Annotated in this window: 8 protein-coding genes; 3 read left to right on the top strand and 5 right to left on the bottom strand. The window is 53.7% G+C overall.

Features of this window, described 5'->3' with window-relative positions; all coding sequences use genetic code 11:
• Window positions 1–326 precede the first annotated feature (326 nt).
• Entirely contained in the window at window positions 327–545 is a 219-nt protein-coding gene (locus ASD50_RS14855) for a hypothetical protein (RefSeq protein WP_210168934.1), read from the top strand.
• 1 nt (window position 546) lies between these two features.
• Here ASD50_RS14855 and ASD50_RS14850 read toward each other — a convergent pair whose 3' ends face one another.
• Both ASD50_RS14850 and tnpA read right to left on the bottom strand, forming a co-directional pair.
• On the bottom strand, window positions 547–900 hold the full coding sequence (locus ASD50_RS14850) for a YbaN family protein (protein ID WP_056242757.1): 354 nt from the start codon (window positions 898–900) through the stop codon (window positions 547–549).
• 364 nt (window positions 901–1,264) lie between these two features.
• Window positions 1,265–1,738: an IS66-like element accessory protein TnpA gene (tnpA, locus tag ASD50_RS24120; protein WP_056242751.1), complete on the bottom strand. Its 474-nt coding sequence runs from the start codon at window positions 1,736–1,738 to the stop codon at window positions 1,265–1,267.
• Between the two features lie 57 nt (window positions 1,739–1,795).
• Between tnpA and ASD50_RS22640 the strand changes: the two genes are divergently transcribed.
• Window positions 1,796–2,568, top strand: a protein-coding gene (locus ASD50_RS22640) for an IS5 family transposase (protein WP_413813897.1) whose coding sequence is annotated in 2 segments (ribosomal slippage) — window positions 1,796–2,114 and window positions 2,114–2,568 — 774 coding nt in all. Because the reading frame shifts where the segments join, the coding sequence is not laid out codon by codon here.
• Between the two features lie 212 nt (window positions 2,569–2,780).
• Here the strand turns inward: ASD50_RS22640 and ASD50_RS23965 are convergent.
• The 3 genes from ASD50_RS23965 to ASD50_RS14825 all read right to left on the bottom strand — a co-directional run bounded on the left by ASD50_RS23965 (window position 2,781) and on the right by ASD50_RS14825 (window position 5,652).
• Window positions 2,781–3,512 (bottom strand): MlrC C-terminal domain-containing protein, encoded by a 732-nt coding sequence (locus tag ASD50_RS23965; RefSeq protein WP_244484547.1) that lies wholly within the window; start codon window positions 3,510–3,512, stop codon window positions 2,781–2,783.
• Complete coding sequence (locus ASD50_RS23960) at window positions 3,478–4,260, bottom strand: M81 family metallopeptidase (protein WP_244484546.1); 783 nt, start codon at window positions 4,258–4,260, stop codon at window positions 3,478–3,480. The genes ASD50_RS23965 and ASD50_RS23960 overlap by 35 nt, the downstream gene beginning before the upstream one ends.
• 84 nt (window positions 4,261–4,344) lie before the next feature.
• Window positions 4,345–5,652: a P1 family peptidase gene (locus ASD50_RS14825; RefSeq protein WP_085462489.1), complete on the bottom strand. Its 1,308-nt coding sequence runs from the start codon at window positions 5,650–5,652 to the stop codon at window positions 4,345–4,347.
• Window positions 5,653–6,550: 898 nt separating this feature from the next.
• On the opposite strand from ASD50_RS14825, the gene ASD50_RS14815 reads away from it, so the two are divergent.
• On the top strand, window positions 6,551–7,558 hold the full coding sequence (locus ASD50_RS14815; RefSeq protein WP_056242742.1) for a formamidase: 1,008 nt from the start codon (window positions 6,551–6,553) through the stop codon (window positions 7,556–7,558).
• Window positions 7,559–7,986 lie beyond the last annotated feature (428 nt).

Raw genomic sequence — 7,986 nt, 5'->3', positions numbered from 1 at the left:
CCGCGCCGCTACAATGATCTACGCTCCGCCCCGGTCAGCCAATCTCGGCGACCATAACCGCCGGAACTCTAACTTATCCGGTGGACCTCCCTAATGGGGCAGGCCATGTTCATGGGCTCTTCCCTGAGTGTGAACCTTAGTCACTTCCTTTTCTGGAGTGAAATTGTCATGTTTTAGGTGGTTTGGAAAGATAGATAATAGCTTTATGGTCGCCATCGATGGTTTCACGTTCGCGGAGTGCGAGATTTCGGAGCAATATGCGATTTCAACTTTCCCATACCCATACCCATACCCATACTCATACCCATGCCTATCCGGGATGCCGCGTGAGGATGGCCGAAGAGGGCGTTGAAAGCGAAGAGCTTGCCGAATTCAGCGACGGCGTGATCGTTCGGTGCCGGCACAGGCGCGAGAGCGACGCGATCATCCTGACGATCTTACCGCACAGGACGGCACGCGGCACAAATATCGACGAAAAGACCTGGAAGTTGCTGCCAGAGACCCAGAAAGGCGAATGGAAGATCGCAGCACGGCTGAGTGGCTGAGTCAGGACGGCCTTGTGAACACGTAGGCAAGGCCCCCAAGCATGAGGCCAACGACGGCGGCCATCAATAACGGGCCGGGATGGCTTCCAAACCAGAACAGGACGAAGCCAATCGAGGTGCCGGCGAGCGACATCATCTTCGCCTTGCGCGGGATAGCTCCACGCTCGCGCCAGTCGCGCAGTGTCGGCCCGAAACGTGGGTGATCGAGCAGCCAGCTTTCGAGCCGGCGCGAGGAGCGGGCAAAACATGCGGCCGCCAGGATCAGAAACGGTGTGGTCGGCAGGACGGGCAGGAAGGCCCCTATAAAGCCGAGCGCAACGAAGAGCAGGCCGGTTGTGAGATAGACAGCGCGCAGGGCAGGGGAGCTTTGCAGGCCTGGCTTCTCGGTCACGATCGTTTCACAGCCTTACCGCTTCGGGCCTGAAGCCGGTGCCGATCAACCGCCCGGTCAGATGCGGAAGGAGCCGTGATCGGGCGATGAAGCGCATAAAGACGGGTGGTCCCGAGGAGGGCGTTCCGCTCTGCGGCTTTCGACGTCGCCGCATCATAAGCTGGACCTTCTGTGTTGCCTTGGTCGGGAAATTTCTGCGCTTTTGGACCGCTCGAAGATGCTTGTCGGTGAGCGTCCCGTTCCGGAGTGGTTCGGAAAGGATGTTGGCGGTCGCGATGGCAGTCTTGGCCTGCCTCGCTAGGGAGGTCCACCGGCTTCGTCGCGACCATCACCTTGACCGCACCCGTCGGCCCGGCCACGACGGCGCCTTCAGCGCACGGATCACCGCCGCCACCGTCCTGGCGTCGGCGCCACGACCGACCCGCATGGCGACGCCGTCAATCTCCAGCTCGATCACGCCGGCTTCTCGCGCGGCCTTCCGCTTCCGTGTCGATCTCGCGCGCTTCCCCGCCGGTTCGGGCTCCGGTGCCGCGACCACTGCTGGAACAAACAATGGCTCCGGTGCCGGCGCATTCCCCAACGGCACCCGCGCGGACAGGCGCCAGGCGAACAGCTGCTGCGGGGACAGTGCATATCGCCGGGCCACCGCGCTCACGGTCTCGCCGGCATCGTAGCTTTCCGCCACGATCCGCGCCTTCTCCTCCGGCAACCATTCGCGCCGCCGTCCAGAACCCGTGAATATCTCAAGCCGTCGAACCGGCTCCTCGTCCCTGGACTTAAGCGTAAGCTCTGAAATCGTCATGTGTCGAAGCCCTCAAAGGCTCCGAGCATCGTGGCTCATGACCACGCGCGAAAGGTGGTGCCGCAACAGCGCTCACATCTGACTGACTTCGAATGGCGCATGATTGCGCCGCTGTTGCCCAACAAGCCGCGAGGCGTGCCGCGTGTCGACGACCGGCGGGTGCTCAATGGCATCTTTTGGGTGCTGCGATCCAGTGCGCCATGGCGCGATCTACCTGAGCGCTACGGCCCGCGCACCTCTTGTTACAATCGCTTCGTTCGATGGCGAAAAGCAGGTGTCTGGGATCGCCTGATGGATGCCATCACCAAAGCCCACGATGGCAAGGCGCAGATGATCGACACCTCTGTTGTTCGCGTCCACCAGCAAGGTGCGACGGCAAAAAGGGGGATCGAGATCATTGTCTCGGCCGCTCCCGGGGCGGGCTGACAACCAAAATCCACGCCTTTGTCGACGCGCAGGGCAGGCCGATAAAACTGACGCTGTCCGCAGGCCAGAAGAGCGACATCGCCTCGGCGGAAGACCTCATCGTTGACCTTCCAGAGGGCGCGATGCTCTTGGCCGACAAGGGCTACGATGCCAACGCGCTACGCACTGTAGTCAAGGATCGCAGGGCGTGGGCCAACATCCCGCCCAAGTCGGATCGCAAAGACCCGATCTGCTTCAGCCCCTTCCTCTACAAGGCGCGCAACCTCATTGAGCGCTTCTTCAACAAGGCCAAACAGTTCCGTCGTGTGGCCACACGCTACGACAAGCTGGCCGAAAACTATCTCGCCGCACTTAAGCTCGTCGCAAACCGCATCTGGCTACGCGATAATGAGTCTACGTCCTAACTTCCTTCATGGATGCTCTCTCCTCTAAGTGACGTTCTAGCGAATATCACTCTGGCACATTGCGATATCGTCGGGCGGGGCATCCACTCCATCAGCTCTCAGCGCAAATCAACACGTCGAAATCCGTGTGTATGACACGTGAGGATTTTCTCTATGACCTGTTTGTAGGCTGAGGTTCAACGAACGAAATAGATCAGACATGTCTTTCCCAATCAATCATTCGTCCATACTGAAGCCAACCATTCAAAGTTTTCGATCGGATAAGTTTGTTTGCCGAGCTTATTGAACAAAAAATTACTCAAATTTGAACTTGTCACTCCGGGACTTGCGCATTCGATTGTTGCCTGTGTTATCGCCTCGAAGACTGGCCGACAATACATACGCGATTTTAGAAGAATAAATCGAAAATCAGACGGATTTAGCCCGTTTGTTGAAAATATCCCGAGATCCCACGGCTCATGAGGCTTCTCGCTTACTAGAATAGTAGCTTCCTTAGTCTCAAAGACGCCTGTTTTACCCATGGAGCAGCTCATGCCCGTGTAAGTGGGGGCAGAAATCGTATAATTTCCGTCGCCAAGAGACCTGACAATACCGTCCAGTTGTAAAGGCGCGTAATCAGAATCCCAGCGATTACCAATAGAAAGTGAAACTTTTTCTCCGATTCCCGCCGCCGCCATAAAAGCAACCGCTTGAGGGTCGGCTATAGGGCCAGCCAGAATGCTGGTAGCCCCCATCTCCAACGCTTTCTTCAACACATGCATCGTATCGCATGTTCCACCGGACATACAGTTATCACCATGATCAAGCAGCAGCACAGGACCCTTGCTGGAAGGCAAGGCGAGGGCCCTTTGAAGAGATGAAGTTGGTTGCTCTTCCTCATAGATGAAGTTTGCTCGATCGTCCCAAATTTTACGCGCAATCTCCTCCGCTGCAGCCTCGCCCACAGGGGCTAATTCGGAAACCACCGACTGACATTCCGGCGTCAGGGATATCCGCCAACGGAAACCCGCCAAAGACAGAGACTGCCAATATTTCGTCTTTTCGTTCCATCTCCCTGGCGGCGTCCAGCGCACGTTTCATGGCTCCCGGCGTACGGGTATCCATGCACAAGGTACTAGCCAGAAGTGGAATATGACAGAACGTATTGCGGACATGGTCCTCCCCATCCAACAAGCGCGCAAATAAGCGGGCCACCCGCTCTCCAGTCTCGTACATGTCGACATGGGGATATGTCCTAAATCCTATCACGATATCTGCGTTCGCCACCAATCGCTGGGATATATTAGCATGCAAATCTAATGCGACTCCGATAGGCACGCCAGGCGCCAGTCTCCTCAAACGGTCAAGCAATTCGCCTTCACCATCGTCGTAACTTTCCGTAACCATTGCACCATGCAAATCGAGCAGAATTCCATCACATCCGCCCTGAACAGCCAAAACGACAGCATTCGCCATCTGCTCGAACGCATCATCGCACACGATACCGCTGGGATACGCCGTCGCGAACACGGGAGTCGCAACGATCGCATCTCTTGTTTTTGCGAAGTCGAGAAATGCTCCCATCGCGGTAGCGGATCCTTCGGCTGCAATTTTTGCCTGAGCATCCCAAGCGGGAGAAAATGACGAAATAGGCGTCTTCAAGGGCGAAAATGTATTCGTTTCGTGGCTTATGCGCGCGATGATGAGTTTCATGTAGTGATCCCTGTAGTATTCCTCGATCAAACTTTCCAACCCGGATGCCGCATTGGTTGAAGAATTCTGCGTCGAGCGAAATAGCTACGCTTTAAGAATTTTTCCAATCTGCTGCCAGTTCCCTGGATTCAGAACGAGCATAACCTTTCCATCCGAGTCACGCTTGAAGGCGATTCGTTGCAGAATTTCGCTCGCGAAAAGGAAACTGTTTGCTTCACGGCCTGCTGAAACTAGTGTTTCTCCAGGCTCAATCCCAAAAATGCTGCACTCGCCAATAGATCTCAAAGTGAGGTTGTTTCCAGTTTGGCGGACTTCGACCAGTCCTTCGGTCCCGAACTTGAATGTCTGTGACAGTTCAGCCGGTTCGAAGATCGTGGTTTCAGTAGTGCTATAAGGGTCGATATGGGGAATACTATTCAACACGGCCGACCACATGGTTTCGGATGCCACGACGGCCAAGTCCGTCGGATGAAGGCCCGGATTTTCTATCTCGGCCGTTGAGACCGCGAAAAGAATGTCCCCGTCATTAACCGTGCCGAGCGGCTGTATCATCCGCCCCATGGAGGTGTGAACCTGCACGGCCAGACGGTTCAGTTCGGCATAAGTCAATTTTTGGTTAGTTACCACAGCGCTGATGGTCGTGTTGGCGGGATTGCCGACCCGTCGACGCCTTCCCATAATGGAGTTGCGATCAGAGTAAAGCTCGTTCGGAATTTGCGCGAGCAGCTTATCGATATGCTTGGCGTTCTCGGGTAAGAGTTGCGCGCCCGCGACTACCGCACCCGAACGGTCGACCACCACTCCTACGCTGTTGACCACAGAAAAGGTTGCGATCTTGGTCTCGCCCACTTGTGCAAAAGCACCACCCTGTCCTGAATGAAGCCAAAGGCCGAAATAAGCGCCCTGCATAGTATTTCTGCCGGCCCCTTGGGCGCCGAGCGGAAACACGCCAGGCCTAGCGGCTGACAGCGCGGCTCGCCCCAGTCTGTCATCAGGATGATAAGGAGTAAGTCTACGAAGACCGTAGTCATAGATAATAGCGCCTGCGACCGTGGCCAGGTTATTCCAGTGCCCGGAACGATGAGCGTTGTCCTTTAAAGCAGCCGCCACACCAGCGGCGGTGCCAAGGCCATACCAGGATCCGCCTGAAATCGTAATAGCATCGAGGTTGGGAAAATCGTGTCCTTGGCGAAGCCAATCGAGATTGTAGGAACCTGGCGCACCCCCACGAACATCGACGGTGCCAACAGCTTTATTAGGAAACCAGAATACCGTTGCGCCCGTAGGGCCATCAGGATATTCGGCGGTACCGATATACATAGAGGGAAAATCAAATTCCAGAACTGGGCCTGTCGGTCCGGTCCGGATGGTGAGATCTGCCTGGTCAGTCAACGGGATATCCTCCACTCCATCTATAACCTCGGGTGACTACCTGTTGGGCAGCACCCGCCCGCGGCATGAACATCCAGCCTCGGATCGAGTTTCCAGAATACATAACCTAGCCAAATCCGTTAGGTCGCTTGGCCGAGAGCCGAATGTTATCTCAACGTGAAAATTAATGCTCTGCTCGATCAGTAAGTAGTACGGCAATTCCACGCGGATAACCAAGATCGGAAAAATCTCTCGCCACTCTCGCATGTCCGGCCCAATCATGTTCCGCCTCAAAGCGAGCAGACCCACGCAGTCCTGTCGGCAGCAATTTCATTTTCAAGTATCTTAGCAACCATATGATGATTACAGGGAAAAATCGTCTAATCAAGGATGTTTATTATACCATTATGACGAGAGTCACTGTTGAAACCACTCGTCAGCAGTTTGAAGCGTGAATACCGCTTTCGTAAAAGGAGAGGATGTCGCTGCTAACGAACTGAAGGTCTGAGTTGCCAAAATGACCTGACAGCTGACGATCGGCGTGCTACAGGAAAGCGATTGATCGATTCATTTTCGGCAAGCCGCGGCCTAGTCGGGAAGCCTCCAAACCCTAAAAATTCAGGAGCTGATGTGTATCGTTGCCGGGTTAAGAGGAGGAAGGATTCTGGAACATCGCTTGAAACAGAATGCTGTGAAAGACGTCAAGCTCAAAGCGCAGGTTCGACAATCCTCATATCGCTGTAGCCGGTGCCATTGAATCGACGCTTCAATCGGATATCATTACATTCAATTACTACCTATTCCACATTACATAGTTCTTGCTGACACAATTGGCGTAGCCGTTAATTGGTTGTCAACAAAATCCATGAGCGGCGCGCCAATGATTCAATGTTACTTGATGTGAGAGGAAGGGATTGAAATGAGCGGTCTTGGTGGGCTTAATAAATCTCCGAATGGTGTCGTGCTTGGCCTTGTACAGCTTCAGTTACCGAATGTAGCAACAAAGGAGGATCTTAACGCACAGACTGACAAGATCGTTAGCATGGTTAAGAAGGCACGCAACAATATGCCATCGATGGATTTGGTTGTGTTTCCTGAATATTCGCTACATGGCGCATCAATGGATACCAATCCTGAAATTATGTGCTCGCTTGATGGACCAGAGGTAGCAGCCTTCAAAAGGGCTTGCCTCGACAACAAGATTTGGGGATGTTTCTCCATTATGGAGATGAACCCGGACGGTAATCCATACAATTCGGGGATTATCATCGATGATAGAGGTAAGATTCAGCTCTATTATCGCAAGATGCATCCATGGGTTCCCGTGGAGCCATGGGAGCCAGGTAACATTGGAATCCCGATTTGCGACGGACCAAATGGCAGCAAACTTGCTCTTATCATTTGCCATGATGGTATGTTCCCTGAAATGGCTCGAGAATCTGCGTATAAGGGGGCGAATATCATCTTGCGTACCGCTGGATATACCGCTCCAATCCGACACGCTTGGCATATAACCAATCAAGCCAATGCCTTTTGTAATCTCGCTTATACAGCCAGTGTTTGCATGGCAGGTACTGATGGCACCTTCAATTCAATGGGTGAAGGAATGATTGTTAATTTTGACGGTCAACCGATCGTGACTGGCAATGGCATACCAGATGAAATTATTACGGCCGAAGTGCGCCCCGATCTATGCGACGAGGCTCGACGCCTATGGGGTGTAGAGAACAACATCTATCAATTTGGTCACCGCGGATTTGTAGCGGTGAAGGACGGTGCGCAGGATTGTCCGTACACGTATATGCGTGATTTGATTGAGGGCCGTTACGCTCTTCAGTGGGAGAGCGCGGTTGTGGTCACAGATGGTACCGGTTGCGGTTTCGCGCTTCCTAACCGCCGCTATGAGTCCGCCCGAAAGCAGCCGTGACAGGAAAAGTGTTACCTCATAGACGTCTGAACAAACTTATTGAGCGGTGGATATGACGAATGTATTGCGTCCCTTGATCCTTCCGCGTGGCACATTTGCTAGATAGCTACCAGACACGTAGGTCAAATTCGGGGCCGAAATCGTCGAAATAAGACACAATCAAGAACCAACATAAAACATATAATGAGTTCAATTGGCTGGAAAATGTGCTTTCCGGACTCTGTCAGCGCTCCCTGAGAAATACCTTGACAACAATCGAATAAAGAAAATAAGACAACTGGTGTGCAGCGGGTAAGCTGCATGGAATTGGGGTATTTGAGGCCCCCGACGGGCGCGGAAGCGCTGTCGGGGGTTTTTGTTTTGCGGACCAGGAGGAGAAACCCGCTATGAAAAAGACTCCATTTTACGACAGTGGCCTTGAATATGGG

It is taken from the genome of Mesorhizobium sp. Root552 (assembly GCF_001427285.1).
Lineage (GTDB): Bacteria > Pseudomonadota > Alphaproteobacteria > Rhizobiales > Rhizobiaceae > Mesorhizobium.
The sequence above is the reverse complement of the archived record's forward strand: the minus strand, read 5'-3'. Positions and strand labels throughout refer to the sequence as shown.